This is a genomic window from Gilliamella apis, assembly GCF_002142155.1.
Taxonomy (GTDB): Bacteria; Pseudomonadota; Gammaproteobacteria; order Enterobacterales; family Orbaceae; genus Gilliamella; species Gilliamella apis.
Genome location: NZ_NASD01000032.1, coordinates 1 through 20502 on the forward strand (window position 1 = coordinate 1; position 20502 = coordinate 20502).

Here is a 20502-nt window from a genome sequence, read left to right on the forward strand (position 1 = left end):
TCATCAAGTGCAAGCACTCATGTTACCGTTCGACTTGCATGTGTTAAGCCTGCCGCCAGCGTTCAATCTGAGCCATGATCAAACTCTTCAATTTAAAGTTTGATGCTCAATAACTGTCTCTGACATATTCAAATGAATCTTCAGTGTCACTTATCAAGACTTAATTTTTTTAGTCCGTAGACTTTTAATCTTTCGTCTCGCAAGTGCCCACACAGATTGTCTGTTTCTTCTTTTTAAAGAGCTGACAGCGTTTTAATTTACTTCACAATTTCTTGTTTCAGTTTGCTGTCTCAAGGGTTGCGTATGTTACTCATTTCACCTGTCTACGTCAACCCCTATTTTACAAAATTTGCTTTTTTTTCTTCAAGTGATTGCTTTTTACTCAATAAAGCCATTTAAAAGGTTATTTTTAGCTGTTTAATAGCATTAACAGCCTTTTCAACCGCTTTTTCTACAGTTGGCGCTTTAGCTAATGCAACTCCCATTCTTCTTATACCTTTTACTTCAGGTTTACCAAATAAACGTAGATCAGTGTCTGCTTCACTTAGTACTTTATCTAAATTAGAGAATGCAACTTTGTCAGAATCACCATTTGCGATTAATACTGCTGATGCACTAGCACCATATTGTTCTATTAAAGGTATTGGTAATCCTAAAATCGCTCTAGCATGTAATGCAAACTCAGAAAGATTTTGCGATATTAATGTTACCATGCCGGTATCATGTGGTCGTGGAGATACTTCACTAAACCAGACTTGATCACCTTTCACAAACAATTCAACGCCAAATAATCCGTAACCACCTAAAGCTTCGGTTATTTTGGTAGCAATATCTTTCGCTAAAGACAATGCATTAGCCGACATCGGCTGAGGTTGCCATGATTCTCGATAATCACCATTTTCTTGCCGATGACCAATAGGCTGGCAATATGAAACACCATTAATATGTCTAACGGTTAATAACGTTATTTCATAATCGAAGTCAACAAAGCCTTCAATAATAACTTTACCACTTCCGGCACGACCACCTTCTTGAGCATATTTCCATGAAGATTCAATATCAGCTTCACTTCTTAATAAAGATTGCCCTTTACCAGAAGAACTCATAACCGGTTTAACTAAGCAAGGAAAACCGATTTCCTTAACCGCAAGTTTATACTCGCTTTCAGTTGCAGCAAACCGATATGGAGAGGTTGGTAACTTAAGTTCTTCTGCGGCCAGACGACGAATACCTTCACGATTCATGGTTAATTGCGTCGCTTTCGCGGTGGGAATAACAGTAAATCCGGCTTCTTCTAATTCGACCAAGGTGTCAGTAGCAATTGCTTCTATTTCAGGAACAATATAGTCAGGTTTTTCAGCCTCGATAACTTTTCTAAGTTCATTACCATCTAGCATATTGATAATATGGTAACGATGAGCAACTTGCATCGCAGGTGCATTAGCATAACGATCAACAGCAATAACTTCACAGCCAAAACGCTGCAATTCAATAACAACTTCTTTGGCTAATTCACCGGCACCACAAAGTAATACTTTGGTAGCACTTGATGAGAGTGGTGTCCCTATTTTCGCCATAATATCCTCTTATAGGTTTAGACCATTATACTTTATTAATAAGCTTAAAATAAAAAATCGGGATAGTTACCCCGATTTTCTGTATGCTAAATTACACCAAATATGGATCACGTAAAATCATAGTTTCACTTCGATCCGGTCCAGTTGATATAATGTCAATTGGTGTTTCAGTTAATTCTTCAATTCGCTTAATATAAGCTTTAGCCGCTTGTGGTAAAGCGTCATAACTTTTTATACCAAAAGTTGATTCGCTCCAACCTGGCATAGACTCATATACTGGTTTAACTAAACTCCAATCTTCAGCGGCAGCCGGTGCATTTTTAATCACATCACCATTAGGTAATTGATAACCGACACAAATTTTTACCTCTTTAAGACCATCTAAAACATCAAGCTTAGTTAAACAAAAGCCAGAAACTGAATTAAGTTGCACCGCTTTACGTACAGCAACAGCATCAAGCCAACCGGTACGACGACGACGGCCGGTAGTTGCACCAAATTCGTTACCTTGCTTACAGAGATATTCACCAACCTCATCAAACAATTCTGTAGGAAAAGGGCCAGCTCCTACACGGGTAGAATAAGCTTTAACGATTCCTAATACATAACCAACATAACGAGGACCAAATCCTGATCCTGTTGCTACGCCACCGGCAGTAGTATTTGAAGACGTCACATAAGGATAGGTACCATGATCAATATCAAGTAAAGTACCTTGTGCACCTTCAAACATGATTCTTTCGCCATTTTTACGCGCATTTTCAAGTAATGTAGGAATATCAGCAATCATTGCCACCAAAATATCAGCAATCGCTAATGTTTCATCAAGTACTTTCTGATAATCAACAGCTTCTGATTTATAGTAATTCACTAAATGGAAATTATGATATTCCATAACTTCTTTTAATTTTTCAGCAAATGCCTGACGATCACGCAAATCACCAACACGTAGTCCACGACGGGCTACTTTGTCTTCATATGCAGGACCAATACCACGACCGGTGGTACCAATTGCTTTATTACCACGAGCTTTTTCTCGGGCTTGGTCTAATGCTATATGGTAAGGCAAAATTAAAGGACATGATTCTGAAATAAGTAGCCTTTCTTTCACTGGAATACCGTTATCTTCAAGCTCTTTCATCTCTTTCATAAGTGCTTCAGGACAAAGTACAACACCATTAGCAATAATACTTATGACATCATTATGCAAAATACCAGATGGTATTAAATGCAATACTGTTTTTTCACCATTAATAACTAAAGTATGACCAGCATTATGTCCGCCTTGATAACGTACTACATATTTGGCTTTTTCTGTGAGTAAATCAACAACTTTACCTTTGCCTTCATCACCCCATTGTGTACCTAGCACAACAACATTATTACTCATAGTTTATTTACTCATTGTATTATTTGTTAGACTTTAATTTCATGTATTGGAAAAATTCACTATCAGGGCTAATGACCATAACATCATTACCTGTAAAGCTTTGTTCATAAGCTTTTAAACTACGAATAAAGCTAAAAAACTCAATATCTTTACCAAAAGCGTCAGCATAAAGTTTAGCTGCATTTGCATCACCTTCACCACGAATTGAACGAGATTGACGTTCAGCTTCTGATATAATTTTGGTTTTTTCAAATGTAGCTTCAGCTCTTATTTCCTCAGCTTGTTTGATACCATCATAACGTTTGTCACGAGCAATAACTTCACGTTCGGCTCTCATGTTAGCATAAATCGATTCAGAGACTTCAGCAGGGAAATTAATTTGTTTAATTCGAACGTCAATTACATCAACACCGAAAGCCCTCAAGCTAGTTTTACTGTTTTCAGGATCTTTTTTCGCATCAGTAACTAATTTATCAATCGGTAAATTTTCTTCACCCTCTTGTGATGAACCATTTAACGAATCTTTAACTCGCGCCATTAATGAATTTCTTGATTTGGTATCGGCATTAGAATCATTAATGATATCTCGATTATTTAGTTTACCAATCTCAGAACGTAAACGACCATTTAAGCGAGCTAAAATTAAATCATTAACATCATTACCACCAGCAATAGTTTCGTAATAACGGTTAAAATCAACAATTTTCCATTGCACAAAATAGTCCACAATCAGTTCTTTCTTTTGTACATTAAAAAAACGTTGTTCATTATTATTATTGGAACTATTGGTAGTTTGGATTTTGGCATCAATAGTTTTAACGCTATCGATTAATGGCATTTTAAAATGTAACCCAGGTTCAGATAAACCAATAATTTTATTAAAACGTAAAACGACACCACGAGTACCCTCTTCTATCACATAGATACTTGAAAAAAGTACGCCAATTAAAATTAAAACTATAGGAATCAATAATTTTCGCATATTCTTTTTTCTCCTTATCGACCCATAGTTCGTCTAGTGCGATTATTAGAATTATTATTAGTAGTAGTTGAGCTATGATTTTCTGCTTCAACACCATTTTGTTGAGCACTTTCTGCATCTAAAGGATTTGGCAGATTAATATTATAATCACTATCAGAATTTGCTGTAGTTGATTCAGATGATTGCTCATTTTTATTTTTTAATAATTGTTCTAACGGTAGTACTAATAAATTACCACTCTTATCATTAACAATAACTTTTTGCGTTTTAGCTAATATTTTTTCCATCGTTTCGATATATAAACGATCTTTAGTAATTTCGGGCGCAGCTTTATATTGCGGTAACAATTTTTCAAACCGAGCAACATCACCAATTGCTTCTAATTCTACTTTTACTTTATAAGCATTTGCATCCGCTAGAATGGTCGCCGAACGACCTTCAGCTTGCTGAACTAATTGGACTTTATCTGCTTTAGCTTGTTTTATTTCACGTTCACTATCATTTTGAGCTCTAATTGCATCAGCATAAGCATCTTGTACCTCTACAGGAGGACGAGCAACTTGGAAGTTAAGATCGACAATAGTAATTCCCATATCATAATGAGAAATAACATTAATTAATTCATCTTTAGTACTATCTTCTAAATCTGAACGACCATCTGAAATGATAGCATCAATGTTAGAACTACCTACTGAAGTCCTAAGTGCACTATCCGCAGCTTGACGTAAACTATCTTCAACATTAGTCACATTAAATAAGTATTTAACTGGATCACTAATACGATATTGTACGTTCATTTCAACAAAGACTAAGTTTTCACCTTTTTCACTTGTTGTAATGATATCGCCATGCACATTGAAGTTATAAGTACCTTGCGTATCGACTTTATAAACTTTATCAATGAATGATGGATTCCAATTCAAACCAGGTTGAATAATTTCAGGTTGAACTTGCCCAAAACGAGTTATCACACCTCGTTGATTTTGTTTGATAGTATAAAAACCACTTACCGCCCAAATTAGGATAAGAACAACTATCACTGCCAAAATAATTTTTGAACTATTCATTGATAGCTTAATATCAGAAGGTCCTCGATTATTACCTGAACTCCCTTTTTTGAAGAGATCTTTAATTTGGTCGAATATTCCTCCCGTCGAATTGGAAGGTTTCTTATTATTTCCCCATGGGTCGTTATCTTGTCCGTTATTACCGGGCTGATTCCACGCCATATTTTATATGCTCCATTTAACAATTAGTTGTTATTTTGCGTATTGATTAAGTATAACAGATCTGGCTCTTGTTTACAGAGGCGATTCCATTCAATTAAAGGCATTCTTATATTTAGCTGAAAACTGCCGTCATCTTTAATGACTTCATGTTCCACCGCATTTAATTTATATAAACGGCTTCTAAGTTTTGCTAGATGGATAGGCAAGTTTAATTGACAAACTTGAATCTTACCGGCAAGCCGTTCTTTTAATGCAGTAAATAAGAGATCTAATCCTAAACTATTTTGTGCTGAAATCCAAACTCGAATTGGCACACCATTTTCATCACGATCAATACTTGGTTGCTTACCTTCCATTAAATCAATTTTATTCATTACCAACAAAGTAGGAATATCATGGGCATCAATTTCAAGTAAAACTTCGTCAACGGCTTGAATGTTATCTAATAAATTAGGATCAGCAGCATCTACGACATGTAATAGCAGTGATGCTTCTTGTGTTTCAAGTAAAGTCGCTTTAAAAGCAGCAACCAGATCATGAGGTAAATGACGAATAAATCCAACCGTATCAGCTAAAACAACTTCGCCAACATCATCAACCATAATGCGTCTTAAGGTTGGATCTAGCGTAGCAAATAATTGATCGGCAGCATAAACATCAGCATTAGTTAGTGCATTAAATAGTGTCGATTTGCCAGCATTGGTATAACCAACTAGTGATACCGTTGATAAATCTGCTTTTTGTCTAGATTGACGATTTTGATTGCGTTGTTTTTCAACTTTGGCAAGTCTTGATAAGATTAACTGAATACGATGACGAATTAATCGTCTATCGGTTTCTAGCTGAGTTTCTCCAGGACCTCGTAAGCCTATACCACCTTTTTGACGTTCTAAGTGAGTCCAACCTCGAACTAAACGTGTTGACAGATATTGTAATTGCGCTAATTCAACTTGCAACTTACCTTCATGGGTTCGAGCACGTTGAGCAAAAATATCCAGAATTAATCCTGTTCTATCGACTACACGACATTCACATAGTTGTTCTAAGTTCCGTTCTTGGGTTGGAGTTAAGGTATGATTGACCAGAATAACTGAAGCATTCAATTCTTTTACTTTATCGGCAATTTCTAACGCTTTTCCTTCACCAATAAAATATTTAGCTTGCGGGGACTTTCTTGAGGTTGTCACAATATCGAGAATTTCAATTTGAGCAGAAGAAACTAACACTTCAAACTCTTTTAAATCCTCGATATCGCTTTCTTGAGGGAAGAATACATGGACTAATAAAGCAGACTCGCCGCCTTTATATCGCTCAAACAATCACATTCTCCACTCAAATAATTAGCTTTCGCTTTCCTCTTCAGGCTGAGATACTAAACCAGAAATTGGTCTTGAAGGAACAACAGTAGAGATTGCGTGTTTATATACCATTTGACTAACAGTATTTTTTAATAAAATAACAAACTGATCAAATGATTCAATTTGTCCTTGTAATTTAATACCGTTAACTAGATAAATTGATACTGGAATATGCTCGCGACGAAGCAAATTCAAATAAGGATCTTGTAATGACTGCCCTTTTGACATGAGTTTATCCTTTAAGATGAAATAAAAATATAAAGATAAAATAAATATACAATCGAAATGATGATCTATACGATTGCAACATAACATACTTATGTAGTATTTATCAAAATAACATAAAAAACCCAGCTCTTAAACTAATCAACTACAATTTATGCACAAATAACTAAAAATTTAAAAAATTAACGAAATTCATACAAAAAAACATACATGATAGATATTCTAAATTTAGAAAGGTTTCCTAAATGAAAAATTTCTGTTTATTATTATAATCAAATAGAAAAAACGCTAATACCTATTGCTGTAATTTATAATTTAAAAAATATGCTTAAAAACAGTATCTTTATTATCTTGATTTAACCATGTTATCGGTTGTTTCCAGCCTCTAAGCCAAGTAATTTGCCGTTTCGCTAATTGACGAGTAGCACAAATACCCTTGAAAACCATCTCATCATAACTGATATCACCATTGAGATATTCCCACATTTGACGATAACCTACACAACGGATAGAAGGTAAATTGGTATGCAGATCAGAACGCTGCATAAGTGTTTTTACTTCTTCTTCAAAACCTTGATCTAACATCTGTAAAAAACGTTGCTCAATACGTTGATGTAACTCAGCTCGATCTTCCGGCATAATAGCTAGCTGCATAATGTCATAAGGTAATGCTTCACCACTTTCTTGGGTAAGCTCAGTTAAACTTTTACCAGAAATGAGATAAACCTCTAATGCACGATTAAGCCGTTGCGGATCATTTGGATGAATTCGCTGAGCTGACACTGGATCAACCTTTTTTAACTCCTCATGAATCGCTTGCCAACCTAATTTATTGGCTTTTTCTTCAATTTGCTGCCGTATATCACTATCCGCAGCAGGAAGAGGTGAAAGTCCTTCAATTAAAGCTTTAAAATACAGCATTGTTCCACCAACCAGTAATGGCGTTCGACCATTACTTAACGATTTTTCAATTTCTTCAATCGCATCATGCCGAAAATTAGCTGCCGAGTAACTTTCAGCTGGATCGCAGATATCAATCAATTTGTGAGGATATTTTTGCTGTTCTTGTTTAGTTGGTTTGGCACTACCAATATCCATACCACGATAAATAAGCGCCGAATCAACACTAATAATATCAATCGGGTATTTGTCATAAAGTTCCATGGCAAAAGCCGTCTTACCGGATGCAGTCGGCCCCATTAATGAAATAATTTTTGCTTTATTCATGATAAAATTGATTGTGATAAAGATTGAAGATCAATCGGATACAAAAACGTATCTTTTTTTAATAAATTAATATCTATCTGTTCTAGTTGTGCTAATAGCTGGATAGCTTTTGTTACACTCCAACTCTCCACATAATTATTACTACTATTTTCTGCCAACCACATTGCAATTTGCGTAGGATCGATAACAGACGATTGATCAGATAAAAGAAAATCAATTAAACTTGGTAATAATTGTTGCCAATTAGTAGTTCGCAACATTTTCGGCACATTATGCAAATGAAATTTGGCTTTATCAATATAAAAATCAAATCCTAAAAAATTTAATTGCGGTCGATAATCACTTAATACTTGTTGTTCTTTTTGATTGACTAAAATTGTTAGTGGAATCAGTAATTTTTCTGACTCTTGAGATAATAATTTAATTGCTTTTACTTTTTGCTCAGCAATATTTAACTTCATAAGCATAAATGTTTGCTGACTATCTTGCAATTTTTCAAGCAAAGCGATATCAGGTTGAATAACGGTTAATACTCGACCAAACTGTACTAATGAAGAGCTATCAAGTTGCTGTTGCAGTGATTGTAATGGTACATTTCGTTTAGGAAATAACCCCTCAATAACCGCTTGTTGTGGTGCAGTTATTGAATCATTATCATCGGCTAACGGCAACTGATTAGATTGCGTTTTCTCAATTTCAAAGCTTGGTTTAGTATCAATTAACTGACCATAAATTGCATTTTCTTTAACATGATTAATCGGTTTTTTGGGTAATACGTTAGTCGTAGAATAGCTTTTAGGCTCCGCAGCTATTTTTTGATTAAAAATATTTTCACCAGCAGCTTGTCGATTTGGTGTTATTATCAATTTTTCATCATCGGTAAGCTGTTGGCTTGATTCAAGAGCCATAACAATAGCTTGATAAACAAAATCATGCACTAATCTTGCTTCATGAAAACGTACTTCGTGTTTAGCTGGATGAACATTAACATCAACCTGTTTAGGATCGATTTGTAGAAAAACCACATAACTTTGTTGCTCATTGGTTCGGCTAATATAAGCTTGGCGTAGCGCATGATTGATTAATTTATCTTTTATTACTCGACCATTAACATAAAAATATTGCAGATCGCTGATTTCATTACTTGCTACCCATCCTTGAATTAACAAATCATCATGTTGCCAATCTAATTTTACTGCTTTTTGCACAAATGTACGTCCACAAACCAATTCAACACGTTTTTCAAGTGCAGATGCTCGATACTGTTTAATTAGTTTTCCATTATGTTGCAGATTGAAAGAGATATCAGGTCGAGCCAGAGCTATACGCCTAACAAATTCTTCAATATGCATAAATTCGGTTTTTTCAGTTTTTAGAAAACGACGTCGAGCAGGCGTGTTATAAAATAAGTCGAGAACTTCAACCGAGGTACCAACAGGATGTGCCGCAGGTTTAATGGTTGGTTTCATATCTCGACCTTCAGCATAAACTTGCCATGCCTCAGATTGATCGGCAGTACGTGACGTTAAAGTTAACCTAGCTACAGAACTAATACTGGCTAACGCTTCACCACGAAAGCCTAGGCTCATTATAGTATCTAAATCATCCAATGAACTAATTTTACTAGTCGCATGGCGTGCTAAAGCTAATGCTAATTCGCTTTTAGCAATACCACCACCATTATCACGGATGCGAATTAATTTACTACCGCCTTGTTCAATATCGATATCAATTTGCGTACTACCTGCATCAAGGCTGTTTTCAACTAACTCTTTAATTACTGATACTGGTCGTTCTACCACTTCACCAGCAGCAATTTGATTAGCTAGTTGCGGTGATAGAATTTGAATTGCCATTAATGCTGTTCTCCAAAATTAGGATTTTTTTTGACATAATTTTTTATGCCTTGATAAATCAGTTTAGCGATCTTGTCTTGATGAGCATTACTAGCCAACAAACTTTCTTCAGCTTGATTAGTAATAAATCCAACCTCAATCAATATTGAAGGGATATCAGGTGAACGTAATACGCCTAAACTAGCATGTTCAGGTACACCTTTATGCAATTTAATAACCCCTTTCATCTCTTTTAAAACCTGACTAGCAAGTTCATAACCAACACGCTGCGAATAAGAGAATTGTAAATCGAGTACTGCTTGGCTTAAATTTTGGTCGTGATCATCACTTAATGCATCACCAGCGCCACCTAATAACTGTGACTGTTTTTCATCTTGTTCCAGCCAACGGCCTAATTCAGTATCAGCGCGTTTGGTAGATAATACCCAAATTGATGCACCAGAAGCATTACGATTTGGTGCAGCATCAGCATGGATAGAAATTAACAAGTTCGCTTTATTTTTACGCGCAATATCAGAACGCTGAGGAACTGAAATAAAATTATCCGTATTACGGGTTAAAACCCCTTTAAAATTAGGATCTTTATTTAATAAATTAATTAATTTTTTAGCTATCGATAACGTTACATTTTTTTCATATAAATTATTTTTACCAACAGCACCAGAATCCTTACCACCATGTCCAGCATCGACGGCAATAACAACTTTTGCAGCATAAGCTGAACTACATAGTAATAATAATATAAAAAAAGTTAATATTTTCTTCATTGTTTTTTCGCTAATTTTTATTGTAATGAGTTGATAATAGCTTGACCTTTTTCACTATTAGCTTGCACACTAACCGTACGTTCAAGTGCTGAATAGGCCAAATGAATTTCAATATCAGCAGCAGGTAACATACCTCTTGCCTGCATAGGCCATTCAATCAAACAAATAGATCTTGAGGAAAAATATTCACGAATGCCCATAAATTCTAACTCTTCTGGATCACCAAGGCGATATAAATCAAAATGATAAACGGAAAATGTATCAAATTGATAAGGTTCAACTAATGTATAAGTTGGACTTTTAACATTACCTTGATGACCTAATTGTTGCAAAAAACCACGACTAAAAGTTGTTTTACCAGCGCCAAGATCACCAATCAGATAAATGACAATTGCACTATCATGATTAGATAAATAATTTAAACACTTTTCTGCCAACTGTTTACCAAACAATATTGTCTCTTGTTCGTTAGCTAATTGTTCATTGGCTAAAATAATGGGTTTCATAACGAATTCTTTGCTCAATAAATAGCCCTTATTATATACTAATAACCATTAAAGATGTACCAACTAAGATTAAGTTGAATTTTTACCGAAAAAATTTTGAGGAACGGGGTTTTTTAAGGGTAAATTTGACGCTAAAAGAGGAAAAATGTTACATACCATTGCAACAGCGAACCAATCAACAATCGATCCAACGTTAATTTCAGCGCAAGATGCCGTACTATTTTGGCAAAATGGTGTAATTATGTGTTATCAAGATAACCCTACCTTGAATGCTATTTTGCAAAACACCCATCATTGTTATGTACTTGATAACGACATTAATGCTCGAGGCTTAGGCGACCTAATTGATTCAAGAGTTAAAATTATCAACCTGCAACAGGTTATTGATTTAACAGTTAACTATTTTCCGCAAATGAATTGGGAATAATTTTGCTATTTTCGATAAAAGCTAATTTATCTATCACAGCAAATAAGCGATATTCATTGTAATAACATTATTAATTCTATTGTTGCCAATTTGCAAATAGTCTTACCTGAGTTTAATATAAATTTTAATGATATTGGGTAAACATACAAATTTGATGGCAAACTTATTAACTCTACTAGAAATTAATCGACTATTACAAAAAGGTGAAGTTGTTGCTTATCCAACTGAAGCCGTTTTTGGTTTAGGTTGTGATCCTGACAGTGAATCAGCTGTATATAAACTGTTAAATCTAAAACAACGTTCGGTTGATAAAGGATTGATTTTAATTGCCAGTCATTATCAACAACTGATCCCTTATATTGATCAATCGGCAGTAACGAAAGACCAAATACAAATGGCGTTTAACAGTTGGCCGGGACCAAATACCTGGATTTTTCCCAAGAATACTAATACCCCTAATTTTTTAAGTGGAAAATATCAGTCCATTGCTGTTCGAGTTACCGATCATCCTTTAGTTTGTAAATTGTGTGATTTATTTGCTAAGCCATTAGTTTCAACCAGTGCCAATCTTTCTGGCCATCCAGCTTGTAAAACAGCGTTAGAAGTGGCGAACCAATTCGGTAATAATTTTCCCATTTTAGCTGGTCAAACAGGCAATCGTTCACAACCGTCAATCATTCGCGATGTGCTAACTGGCACTATCATTCGGCAGGGGTAATATTATGCAAAATTTATATATTGGTGTAATGTCGGGTACCAGTATGGATGGAGTAGATATCGCATTAGTTGATATCAGCAATGGAAAAATTACCGCTATTGCTAGTGATTGCTATCCAATGCCAAACGAAATTAAAACTCGATTATTAACGCTTTGTAATAGTAAACAAACATCATTACAAGATTTAGGCGAACTCGATCATCAACTTGGCATACTTTACGCTAAAAGTATTAATCAATTTATAAAACAAAATAATATTGATAACAAACAAGTTAAAGCGATTGGCTGTCATGGACAGACTATTTATCATTCGCCGAATGGTGATAATCCATTTACTATGCAAATTGGTGATGCCAATATCATCGCCGCCCAAACAGGTATTACGACTATTGCCGATTTTCGTCGTAAAGATATGGCTTATGGTGGTCAAGGTGCGCCATTAGTTCCTGCTTTTCATAAAGCAATATTTTTAAACTCGGCAATTAACTGTGTAGTCTTAAATATTGGCGGTATCAGTAATATTTCTGTGTTAATACCAGACCAACCAGTAATTGGCTACGATACCGGCCCAGGTAATGTATTGCTTGATGGTTGGATAAATAAAAGCCTCGGAACAAGCTATGACAAAGATGGTTTATGGGCAAAATCAGGTAAAGTAAATCAAAACTTATTAAGTGAATTATGTAATGAAGATTATTTCCAATTACCCGCGCCAAAAAGTACTGGCAGAGAATTATTTAATTTAGCTTGGTTGATGCAAAAATTAACTGACTTTTCTTTAAATGGCCAAGATATTCAAGCGACATTGGTTGAATTTACCGCCATTACAATTGCCAATGAAATTGATAAATTACCGATAAAAAATAACTTACCCTGCCAGTTATTAGTCTGTGGTGGTGGCGCCAAAAACCCACTCATTATGCAACAATTATCAATATTATTACCCAAATGGCAAGTTTTAACGACTGATGTTAAAGGGGTGAACAGTGATGATATGGAAGCAATCGCTTTTGCTTGGCTTGCTTATTGTAGAATAAATAATCTTCCTTCCAATATTCCAGAGGTCACTGGAGCAAGCCAATCTGTATGTTTAGGGGTTATTTATCAATGACCTTTTTTTATCTACTTATTTTTATATATAAATCTAAATTAAACCAATTTTTTGCAGTGCTTTAGCAATACCATCGTTATCATTATTATCGGTTATATACTCAGCTTTATCTTTCAAATCATCAACTGCATTAGCCATAGCGATTGGATGATCAACGGTTAAGAACATTTCTAAATCATTCATGCCATCACCAAATGCATAGGTTGGCACATTATCAAAACCTTTAGTTTTTATTAATTCATTAATGCCATTACCTTTCGATCCGCCATGGTTAAAGACATCAACACAATAATGAGTATTACGAATAAAAGTTAATTCAGGAAAGACTTCTCGATAAGCTGATTCACCTTGTTCACAAAGTAATAACAACATCTGAAGAGGCTCTTTTAAATAAATTTGATCATCAACAGGAGGAATTTGTAGTTTTAAAGAATGATAAAAGTTTTCGGTAGCTTGATTAATTTCACTGACGCGCATTTTATTATAATTATAAAAAGACAAAGGAATATTCATCTTTTCTCGTGAAAATTCATACATTCTAGTAATAACATTTTTATCAATATTATTAGTAAATATGACTTCTTTTTCATAAATAACAACTTGGCCATTCATTGCTATAATCGAATTTATACCTGTATCTTTCATCAATTTAGCAGCTTCCATAGGTGTTCGGCCTGTTGCTATCATTGGTATAATATTATTTTGTTTTAATTTTTCAATTGCTGTATAAGAACTTGGCAACACTTCTATATTACTATCAAATAAAGTACCATCTAAATCAAAAAAAACGATAGCTTCAGGTTTTTTAGTCATTTTTATAAATCCAAAATATTTTTAATAAAAGGAATGGTTAATTTGCGTTGTTGAGCTAATGTTGCAACTTCAAATTTTTCCATTAAGGAAAACAATGTTCGCATATCGCGATTAACACGTTTTAATAAAAACAAGCCAACTTCAGTTGATAACTCAAAACCACTCAATTGTGCTCTAAGTTGCAAAGCTTTTAGTTTATCTTCATCATTTAACTCTTTTAGCTGATAGACTTGTCCCCAAGTTAATCTTGAAGCTAAATCAGGTAAGATAAAAGGAATTTGTTTAGGCGGTGCGCAAGCAGTAATCAAAAGTTTACTAACATTTTTTTCAGTTAGACGGTTAAATAAATCAAATATTGCCTCTTCCCAATCTCGATGACCTGCTATAGCATCAATATCATCTAAACAAACCAAATCATAATTATCTAAACCTTGTAAAATTTCTGGAACCAATAACACATGTTGTTTTAATGGAATATAACTAGCTAATTTATTTTGGCTTGAAGCATGTAATAGATGCGTACGACCAGCTGCGCTTGCTGACCATATATAAAAGACATTAAAACCTTCCCTATCAAGTAAGGTTTGCAAAGAATCAAACAATAGCTGATTATCACCTACGTAGAAACTATCAAATGTTTCGTTATTAGGTAATATAAAAGGTAAAGGCAACTGTGAAAGAGTAATAAAATAACCTCACAATAAAAATACAATCGTACTAAGTATAAATTTGCTTTCACAAAAATCAATCACTTTTATAGAGAACAAAACAAGTTAGCAAAAGCAGCTATTAAAAGTCGATATATAAAAACTAGTTAATTTACAAAAAACCAAATAATAACATAGCTAAAATGCTATATAGCTATAAACTTTAACTTATTATTATTAATTAATAATAAAATAAATTATTTTCATCTTTTCTAGGAAAGAACCTTTTAGAAGGTTTCACACTATTATGCTGCTTTTTTTGTTTTAATTTAGCTACTTTTTTATTAGTAAAACGTCTTAAATCCATTCTAGCTATTTTCGGCAGATTTAAAGTTTTAAAAATTTTCTCGGCTATTTTTGCTTTTTTATTAACATTAGGTATAGATTCAATAATCATACCAATACTACAAAAAATACTACTACCAAAGAATATAGGTTTCATAAAAGAGATATATTCAGCTGTTAAATGAAGTAATTGATAGAGACTACCCCAAACTAAAATATAAAAAACATTAAAAAGAATCATAAAAGAAAGGATCAGAAATAATGTCGCTTTAGCTTGATGTATTAAATAAGCTATTCGTCCTTTACTGCAATTAGGACATATACTAATAATCCTTTCGTCAGGTTTAGCTAAAGCATAAAGTTCATAATGATCTTCTTGCCACTGCGCTATAACAGCAACTTCTTCACCCGCTTGAAAAGGGCAATCACCTATCCAACCTCGATAAATAACACCATCAATTTGAACATTAACAAAATTAGCCTTAATTAAAAAAGGATTAACTTTTTCTGCTAAGAAGCTTTTTTTAAATTTCTCAAAATCAAATTCAAGAGATGCAGCATTAATAGAAGGATCTTTTGCTAATAAACTTTTTTTAAATTCCTTAAAATCAAACTCAAGAGATGCTGTATCAATAGAAGGATTAACTTCTTTTGCTAAGAAGTCTTTTTTTAATTCCTCAAAATTATACTCAGGAGATAAATCATCAATATAAGTATTAATTATCCTATTTTTAAGTTCGCTTTTAGGTACGAATTCAAAATAATTATACTCTTCTTCTAAATCTATACGCTCAATTATTCCTTTAATGTAAACAAATTCAGTCTCCCAACTCGGTAGAACAGGATAAGTTGGTTTATGGCGCCAAGTACGACTGACTATCTTATTTTGAATTTTGTAGAACTGTTTAATACTCATAACAACATATTTATCTATACAACTTCTGCTATTATAAATTGTTTTTAACTAGAATCCTCTAATTAACTTAAATTGGAAAGGCTAATTTATAAACAATAAAAGATAAAAATTTAAGCAATCAAACTTATTTTTTGTGGATAACTCTGTGATAAACAACGATCATAAGCTGTTATAATCGCATTAATAACCTTAATTAAAAAAAAGATTGTGGATAAATAAGATAGTTATAAACAAGTTTAATTAAAAAAAGATCCGATCAATTAACAGAATTAACTGATCAATAAGATCATATAAAATAAGCACAAAAATTAGTTATCAACAAAAACGATCTAACTTAATAATAGTAAAAATAAAAAGATCATATAAAAGATCTTATTTAATTTAGATCGCGATCAAAATAGATCATTTGACGTAATAAAAAAGATGAGTAAAATTCGTAACGCTAAATAAAACCAAATCACCTGATCAAAAATAGTGATCATCTATCAGTAATATAAAAAACGAGGCTTTATATGTTTTATCCAGATCTTTTTGATGTCATCGTCGTTGGTGGAGGCCATGCCGGAACTGAAGCTGCAATGGCATCAGCAAGAATGGGCCGAAAAACATTACTTTTAACGCATAATATCAATACATTAGGACAAATGTCCTGCAATCCAGCAATCGGTGGTATTGGTAAAGGGCACTTAGTAAAAGAAATTGATGCTATGGGCGGATTAATGGCTCAAGCTATAGATCGTGCAGGGATCCAGTTTCGGATCTTAAATAGCAGTAAGGGACCAGCGGTAAGAGCAACACGTGCTCAAGCGGATCGATCTTTATATCGTAAAGTAATAAGAACTACACTGGAAAACCAAGAAAATCTAATGTTATTTCAACAATCCGTTGAAGATGTGATCATCGAAAACGATCAGATCACTGGTGTAGTTACCCAAATGGGCGTCTCTTTTAAAGCAAAAGCTGTAGTACTTACAACAGGTACCTTTTTAGATGGTAAGATCCATATAGGTTTAGATAATTATAGTGGTGGTAGAACTGGCGATCCCGCTTCGATCGGTTTGTCCAAATCTTTACATCAATATCCATTTAGAATGGGACGATTAAAGACAGGAACACCACCACGTATTGATGCCAGAACAATAGACTTTTCGAAATTAGGCACTCAATATGGTGATGATCCAGTACCTGTATTTTCATTTTTAGGCGATGCTAAACAGCATCCTAGACAGATCCCTTGTTATATAACCAGTACTAATGAAACAACCCATGAGATCATTCGTAATAGCTTAGATCGTAGTCCTATGTACACAGGTGTGATTGAAGGTGTTGGCCCTCGATATTGTCCATCTATTGAAGATAAAATAATGCGTTTTGCTGATCGTAATTCTCATCAGATCTATTTAGAACCAGAAGGGTTAGATAGTAATGAGATTTATCCAAATGGGATCTCTACCAGTTTACCGTTTGATACCCAATTAGCTTTTGTTCGTAGTATGAAAGGACTAGAAAATGCGAATATAGTAAGACCTGGTTATGCTATTGAGTATGATTATTTTGATCCGCGTGATCTTAAACCAACTTTAGAAAGTAAAGTGATCAAAGGTTTATTTTTAGCGGGTCAAATAAATGGTACTACCGGTTATGAAGAGGCTGCTGCTCAAGGTATGTTGGCAGGTTTAAATGCGGCAAGATTTGTATATGATCAAGATCAATGGTTCCCTACTCGTGATCAAGCTTATTTAGGGGTGCTAGTTGATGATCTTTGTACTTTAGGCACTAATGAACCTTACCGTATGTTTACTTCTCGTGCTGAATATCGCTTAATGTTACGTGAAGATAATGCCGATATTCGTTTAACCGAAATAGGCCGACAACTTGGCATGGTTGATGATTATCGTTGGCAACGATTTAATGAAAAATTTGAAGCTATAGAACAAGAAAGAGCTCGCCTTCGTGATATTTGGGTTCACCCTCACATTGAAACAATCGATGAAGTTAACGCGGTACTAAGTGCTAATTTAACCAAAGAAGCTAATGGTGAAGAGTTACTTAAACGTCCTGAAATGAGCTACAAAACACTACAATCATTATCGCTTTTTGCACCAGGTTTAACTGATACTCAAGCCGCTGAACAAGTTGAGATACAAGTAAAATATGATGGTTATATAAAATTACAGATTGAAGAAATTGAAAGACAAAAACGAAATGAAGAAACCCTTATACCTGAGCACATTGATTATGCTGAAATATCAGGGTTATCTAATGAAGTCGTTGCTAAATTAAAACAGCATAAACCTGTTTCAATTGGCCAAGCTTCACGTATTTCTGGCATTACGCCAGCGGCAATTTCAATGTTATTAGTTTATTTAAAAAAGAAAAACTATGTTAAAAAAGAAACTCATTAATCTTATTGATCAAACGGATCTTTCGATCACTTCACAGCAAATTGATCTGTTGATCGATTATGTTGAAATGCTTAATAAATGGAATAAAGCTTACAATTTAACCGCAGTGCGCGATCCTAGTGAAATGTTAATTAAACATATTATGGATAGTTTAGTTGTTTCACCTTATTTGGTTGGTAATACTTTTATTGATGTGGGAACGGGTCCTGGATTACCTGGGATCCCTTTAGCCATCATTAATCCTGATAAGCAATTTGATCTGGTGGATAGTTTAGGTAAAAGGATCCGCTTTTTAAAGCAAGTTCAATTTGAATTAAAATTAACTAATATTCAACCAATTCAAAGCCGTATAGAAGAATATAATGAGAAAAAATTTGATGGAATCATCAGCCGAGCATTTGCTTCTTTGCAAGATATGCTAACTTGGTGTAAACATCTTCCTAACCCGCAAGGATCATTTTACGCATTAAAAGGTAGCGATCTTGATGAGATCCCTGATGGGTTTACTCTTAAACAAAATATTAAACTGACTATTCCGGAATTAAATGCTGAACGACGATTAATGATCATTCAGTAAAGGTAAAATTGATCTAAAAAAATTATTAGATCAATTTTTACGACGTTTTAAATAATCTTTAATACCATCAACTATTGCTTTAGATACTTGATTTTGGAAGGAAGCAGTCTTAAGTTTTTGCTCTTCATTTATATTACTAATAAAGGCTGTTTCAACTAAAACTGATGGGATATCTGGTGCTTTTAATACTGCAAAACCCGCTTTTTCAATCGATGGTTTGTGTAGTTTATTCACGTTTTTCATTCGATTTAAAATAGCTGAACCTAATAATACCCCATTAGACAACGTTGTTTTTTGTACTAAATCTAAAATCGTATTATCTAAATATTTATCACCACTTCTACTCACTCCACCTATTTGGTCGGCATCATTTTGGGTTTGTGCTAAATAACTGGCTGCTGAACTACTGGCACCACGGGTTGATAAAGCAAATACAGATGAACCTTTAACAGAGCGATTAGCAAAAGCATCAGCATGAATCGAAATAAATAGATCTGCATGTAAAGATCGTGCTTTTGCTACGCGAACTTTTAAAGGTATAAATACATCTTCATTACGAGTCATATATACTTTGATATTGGGTTCTTTTTTTAGCAAATTGTAAGTGCGTCGAGCAATTTGCAACACAATATCTTTTTCTCTAGTCTTTTTATAACCAATAGCGCCAGGATCTTCACCACCATGACCCGGATCAAGCATAACGATAATGGGTGAATTTTTCTTCTTATTGGATGGTGATTTTATTTGAGATTGTTTTTTATTGAGATCGCCTTTTTGATACTCTTCTAAGAGTGCTAACAGTGGATCATCATCAGTTATAGTTGGTTTAGATGGATAAAGATCAACAACTAATCGATGTTTGAATTCAGCAATTGGTGGTAATGTAAATGTATTTGGATCAATACCTTGTTTTAATTCAATCATCAAACGGACAGTTTTGGGATCTAACTGCAACACCCGAATAGATTTAATAAAAGGATCTCGGCTTAGTACTTTTGTTGAAATCGTTTTTAGAATTGGATTTAAATTGAGATTATCAATATCAATAACAATACGGTCGGGGTTGTACAAATTTGCATGTTTATAATTAAGTTTGGCGTTTGATTCTAACGTTATTCGTGTATAAGTTGATGATGGCCAAACACGCACAGCAATAACCTGAGCCATTGCCGCAGCAAAGCCAACTCGCGTGACAGACAATAAACAAGTCGCAATAATGCCTTTAATTAAAAAGCGCTTTGTTGGACTAAATGTTTTTGACATACCTAAATACTTATATTGTTAAAAATATTAATAGGGCGAGAATAATAACATAAAATAAAAAGAATGATTATCATAATCAGTTGTTTTTTCGATAAATAAATAACTAATTGTTTATTTTTTATATATAAAGTAATAAATATAGTTTTTTATATTTATTATAGAC

18 protein-coding genes, 1 rRNA gene and 1 pseudogene are annotated in these 20502 nt (G+C 33.9%); 5 read left to right on the plus strand and 15 right to left on the minus strand.

What is annotated here, in order from left to right; all coding sequences use genetic code 11:
- The 11 genes and pseudogenes from B6C84_RS10880 to tsaE all read right to left on the minus strand — a co-directional run.
- Nucleotides 1-94 (minus strand): 16S ribosomal RNA (locus B6C84_RS10880); the annotation flags it as partial.
- A 301-nt stretch (nt 95-395) separates the two neighbouring features.
- Nucleotides 396-1577, minus strand: coding sequence for a formate-dependent phosphoribosylglycinamide formyltransferase (purT, locus tag B6C84_RS10885; protein WP_086353920.1), 1182 nt, complete (start codon nt 1575-1577; stop codon nt 396-398).
- A 91-nt stretch (nt 1578-1668) separates the two neighbouring features.
- Nucleotides 1669-2967, minus strand: a complete 1299-nt coding sequence (locus tag B6C84_RS10890) for an adenylosuccinate synthase (protein WP_086353921.1) — start codon at nt 2965-2967, stop codon at nt 1669-1671.
- Nucleotides 2968-2986: 19 nt separating this feature from the next.
- On the minus strand, nt 2987-3949 hold the full coding sequence (gene hflC / locus B6C84_RS10895) for a protease modulator HflC (protein ID WP_065579016.1): 963 nt from the start codon (nt 3947-3949) through the stop codon (nt 2987-2989).
- 14 nt (nt 3950-3963) lie between these two features.
- Entirely contained in the window at nt 3964-5178 is a 1215-nt protein-coding gene (gene hflK / locus B6C84_RS10900; protein WP_086353922.1) for an FtsH protease activity modulator HflK, read from the minus strand.
- 23 nt (nt 5179-5201) lie between these two features.
- Nucleotides 5202-6497 carry a ribosome rescue GTPase HflX gene (gene hflX, locus B6C84_RS10905; RefSeq protein WP_065613508.1) on the minus strand — a complete coding sequence of 432 codons (1296 nt, stop codon included), beginning with the start codon at nt 6495-6497 and terminating at the stop codon, nt 5202-5204.
- A gap of 21 nt (nt 6498-6518) precedes the next feature.
- A complete protein-coding gene (gene hfq / locus B6C84_RS10910) occupies nt 6519-6764 on the minus strand; it encodes an RNA chaperone Hfq (RefSeq protein ID WP_065555596.1) in 246 nt (81 codons plus the stop codon).
- A gap of 312 nt (nt 6765-7076) precedes the next feature.
- Nucleotides 7077-7988, minus strand: a complete 912-nt coding sequence (gene miaA / locus B6C84_RS10915) for a tRNA (adenosine(37)-N6)-dimethylallyltransferase MiaA (protein ID WP_086353923.1) — start codon at nt 7986-7988, stop codon at nt 7077-7079.
- The gene (gene mutL, locus B6C84_RS10920; RefSeq protein ID WP_086353924.1) at nt 7985-9844 is read right to left on the minus strand and encodes a DNA mismatch repair endonuclease MutL; all 1860 of its coding nucleotides are present in this window, start codon (nt 9842-9844) and stop codon (nt 7985-7987) included. Before mutL ends, miaA begins: the two co-directional genes overlap by 4 nt.
- 20 nt (nt 9845-9864) lie before the next feature.
- A pseudogene (locus tag B6C84_RS10925) lies at nt 9865-10569 on the minus strand (N-acetylmuramoyl-L-alanine amidase); the annotation flags it as partial.
- A gap of 59 nt (nt 10570-10628) precedes the next feature.
- The gene (gene tsaE, locus B6C84_RS10930) at nt 10629-11117 is read right to left on the minus strand and encodes a tRNA (adenosine(37)-N6)-threonylcarbamoyltransferase complex ATPase subunit type 1 TsaE (RefSeq protein ID WP_065613512.1); all 489 of its coding nucleotides are present in this window, start codon (nt 11115-11117) and stop codon (nt 10629-10631) included.
- 145 nt (nt 11118-11262) lie between these two features.
- Between tsaE and tusB the strand changes: the two genes are divergently transcribed.
- The 3 genes from tusB to B6C84_RS10945 all read left to right on the plus strand — a co-directional run bounded on the left by tusB (nt 11263) and on the right by B6C84_RS10945 (nt 13373).
- Nucleotides 11263-11544 (plus strand): sulfurtransferase complex subunit TusB, encoded by a 282-nt coding sequence (gene tusB, locus B6C84_RS10935; protein ID WP_086353926.1) that lies wholly within the window; start codon nt 11263-11265, stop codon nt 11542-11544.
- A 154-nt stretch (nt 11545-11698) separates the two neighbouring features.
- Entirely contained in the window at nt 11699-12262 is a 564-nt protein-coding gene (gene tsaC, locus B6C84_RS10940; RefSeq protein ID WP_086353927.1) for an L-threonylcarbamoyladenylate synthase type 1 TsaC, read from the plus strand.
- A 4-nt stretch (nt 12263-12266) separates the two neighbouring features.
- Nucleotides 12267-13373 carry an anhydro-N-acetylmuramic acid kinase gene (locus B6C84_RS10945; protein ID WP_086353928.1) on the plus strand — a complete coding sequence of 369 codons (1107 nt, stop codon included), beginning with the start codon at nt 12267-12269 and terminating at the stop codon, nt 13371-13373.
- A gap of 33 nt (nt 13374-13406) precedes the next feature.
- Here the strand turns inward: B6C84_RS10945 and B6C84_RS10950 are convergent, their stop codons facing one another.
- The 3 genes from B6C84_RS10950 to B6C84_RS10960 all read right to left on the minus strand — a co-directional run bounded on the left by B6C84_RS10950 (nt 13407) and on the right by B6C84_RS10960 (nt 16094).
- Nucleotides 13407-14186 (minus strand): Cof-type HAD-IIB family hydrolase, encoded by a 780-nt coding sequence (locus B6C84_RS10950; RefSeq protein ID WP_086353929.1) that lies wholly within the window; start codon nt 14184-14186, stop codon nt 13407-13409.
- Nucleotides 14187-14188: 2 nt separating this feature from the next.
- On the minus strand, nt 14189-14872 hold the full coding sequence (gene hda / locus B6C84_RS10955; RefSeq protein ID WP_065579026.1) for a DnaA inactivator Hda: 684 nt from the start codon (nt 14870-14872) through the stop codon (nt 14189-14191).
- Nucleotides 14873-15074: 202 nt separating this feature from the next.
- On the minus strand, nt 15075-16094 hold the full coding sequence (locus tag B6C84_RS10960; protein WP_086353930.1) for a putative type VI secretion system effector: 1020 nt from the start codon (nt 16092-16094) through the stop codon (nt 15075-15077).
- A 512-nt stretch (nt 16095-16606) separates the two neighbouring features.
- Between B6C84_RS10960 and mnmG the strand changes: the two genes are divergently transcribed.
- Together mnmG and rsmG are read left to right on the plus strand one after the other, a co-directional pair.
- On the plus strand, nt 16607-18499 hold the full coding sequence (gene mnmG / locus B6C84_RS10965) for a tRNA uridine-5-carboxymethylaminomethyl(34) synthesis enzyme MnmG (protein ID WP_065579028.1): 1893 nt from the start codon (nt 16607-16609) through the stop codon (nt 18497-18499).
- Nucleotides 18477-19076 carry a 16S rRNA (guanine(527)-N(7))-methyltransferase RsmG gene (rsmG, locus tag B6C84_RS10970; RefSeq protein WP_086353931.1) on the plus strand — a complete coding sequence of 200 codons (600 nt, stop codon included), beginning with the start codon at nt 18477-18479 and terminating at the stop codon, nt 19074-19076. Before mnmG ends, rsmG begins: the two co-directional genes overlap by 23 nt.
- A 30-nt stretch (nt 19077-19106) precedes the next feature.
- On the opposite strand, the gene B6C84_RS10975 is transcribed toward rsmG, so the two are convergent.
- Entirely contained in the window at nt 19107-20339 is a 1233-nt protein-coding gene (locus B6C84_RS10975; RefSeq protein WP_086353932.1) for an N-acetylmuramoyl-L-alanine amidase, read from the minus strand.
- Nucleotides 20340-20502 lie beyond the last annotated feature (163 nt).